The sequence below is a fragment of the Parabacteroides sp. MSK.9.14 genome, from assembly GCF_019041495.1.
GTDB lineage: Bacteria > Bacteroidota > Bacteroidia > Bacteroidales > Tannerellaceae > Parabacteroides > Parabacteroides merdae.
The window spans coordinates 1-2,046 of sequence record NZ_JAHPXO010000091.1 but is presented as its reverse complement, the minus strand read 5'-3'; the positions used below and the strand labels follow the sequence as shown (position 1 = coordinate 2,046).

3 protein-coding genes are annotated in these 2,046 nt (G+C 55.4%); all 3 read left to right on the top strand.

Going from position 1 to position 2,046, the window contains the following annotated elements:
• The coding region (locus tag KTG12_RS21110; protein ID WP_147349797.1) for a DUF3408 domain-containing protein at positions 1–416 on the top strand (416 nt) is incomplete at its 5' end.
• Between the two features lie 230 nt (positions 417–646).
• Positions 647–1,018 carry a plasmid mobilization relaxosome protein MobC gene (gene mobC, locus KTG12_RS21105; RefSeq protein ID WP_005650044.1) on the top strand — a complete coding sequence of 124 codons (372 nt, stop codon included), beginning with the start codon at positions 647–649 and terminating at the stop codon, positions 1,016–1,018.
• Between the two features lie 4 nt (positions 1,019–1,022).
• Positions 1,023–1,943, top strand: a complete 921-nt coding sequence (locus KTG12_RS21100; protein WP_216945541.1) for a relaxase/mobilization nuclease domain-containing protein — start codon at positions 1,023–1,025, stop codon at positions 1,941–1,943.
• Positions 1,944–2,046: the final 103 nt, after the last annotated feature.

The window sequence follows — 2,046 nt, the reverse complement described above, 5'->3', positions numbered from 1 at the left end:
CCGGCCACGACGAGTGGTGGGAAAGACTCATGATGGAACCCGGTCCGGGGGAATCCGCCGGTACGGATGCTTCCGTGACGGAATCGATGATTCCATCCGGGCTCGTTGCGGAGGAGGTATCCGGGGAGGCGAGAAGAAAGGACACCCCGCCGGAACCGGAAGACCCCGTGAGAAGAAGAACGAGCGGCAGGCAACGCAGGGCCTCGCTGGAGGAGTACCGGGAAACGTACCTCACCGTCCCGAAGATCAGGAACCGCAAGACGGTGTTCGTCAGTGAGGATGTGAGGGACGAACTGGACGCCGTCGTCCGCAGGCTCGGCGGGCGTGGCATGAGCGTTTCCGGACTGCTGGAGAACCTTGCCAGGGAGCATCTTGCCGCCTACCGTGGGGACATCGAGCAGTGGAGAAAAATCTGACAGCCTGTTACCGGGCGTGGAGTATACCCGATGTATGCACTGTTCCCTGTATACCCGCTTCAATGTGGAAAATGCGGGGGGGGGATTTTTCTGTGGGGGGAGCAAGGGTATGTTTCCGGATTCCCGAAAACCCTTGCTCCCCGCGCCCGGCGGTTGCTGGGAGGGCAAATCCGCTCCCGCCGGTCGCAGATTTTGGAATGAAAGAAGTACGGACGAAAAAGAAAAAACATATGACAAACGATGTGAATGGGATGAAGAAAAAATGTGGCCGTCCGGCACTGGGCAGGACGCGTAAATTGACCAGAGGCGTGACGGTGAAGTTCTCCCCCGTCAGCTACGAGGCTCTCAGGTTCAGGGCAGGGAAGTCCGGCCGGAGTCTGGCGGTCTATATCAGGGAGGCAGCACTGGCGGCCACCGTTACGGCAAGGCATACACCGGAGGAGAACGCACTGTTGCGCAGCCTGGCGGGAATGGCGAACAACCTGAACCAGCTGACAAAGCTCTCGCACCAGACCGGCTTTTACAGGACAAGGCTGCTGATAGAGGGGCTGCTGGGAAAGCTGAAGCGGATCATGGATGATTACAGGCCGAAAGGAGGATAGCCTCATGATAGGGAAGATCAGGAAAGGCCGCTCGTTCAGCGGCTGCATACGCTACGTGACGCAGAAGGACGACGCAAAAATCATCGCCTCGGAAGGCGTGCTGCTGGGAACGGTGGAGGAGACGGCACGCAGTTTCCGGTGGCAATGCCTGCTGAATCCGGACGTGGCGAAACCGGTGGGGCACATTGCGCTCAGCTTCAAGCCGGAGGACGCACCGAGGCTGACCGACGCGTTCATGGCAAGGCTGGCGGAGGAATACCTGGAGCTGATGGGGATACGGAACACGCAGTTCATCGTGGTGAGGCATCACGGGACGGACAACCCGCACTGCCACATCGTCTTCAACCGGGTGAACTTCGACGGGAAGGTGATTTCCGACAGCAACGATTTCAAGCGCAACGAGAGGGTGACGAAAATGCTCAAGGACAAGTATTCGCTCACCTATTCCGAAGGCAAACAGTCCGTTAAAACGGAAAAGCTGCACGCTTCCGAAAGGGTGAAATACGAGATATATCGTGCGGTTAAGGAAGCTTTGAGGAGTGCAGATACATGGAAAGAATTTCAAAATAAGCTCTTAAAAATGGGCGTGGAAATGGAATTCAAGTACAAGGAAAACACTAATGAAGTGCAGGGCATCCGCTTTATAAAGGATAACCTGTCATTCAAGGGAAGTGGGATTGACCGCAGTTTCAGCTGGTCAAGGCTGGATGCGGCATTGGACCATAACCATGTCACGTCCCTGGAAAATGACGTTTCCCAAAAGCAACCGTACCATGAACAAAGTCATGGTTCTGTTATTGATAACCTGGTCGAAGTCACCGGTACGGGTGGCGTGTTCATGCCGTCGGTGGCACCGACGGAGGACGAGAAAGAGGCGGAACGCCTGCGGAGAAAGAAGAAGCGCAGGAAAGGAAGGAGTTTGTGAACCATATGTATAACAAAAAACTTTGAAAGATGAAACAGGAAAATTATCTGGAAGGCATCTACGGATGCCTTGAAAGGATCGAGAAGAAAGTGGAGACGCTGCC

Excerpts from the sequence above, each read along its gene's own strand:
- mobC (WP_005650044.1), top strand. The coding sequence starts at position 647 with ATGACAAACGATGTGAATGGGATGAAGAAAAAATGTGGCCGTCCGGCA.
- KTG12_RS21100 (WP_216945541.1), top strand. The coding sequence starts at position 1,023 with ATGATAGGGAAGATCAGGAAAGGCCGCTCGTTCAGCGGCTGCATACGC.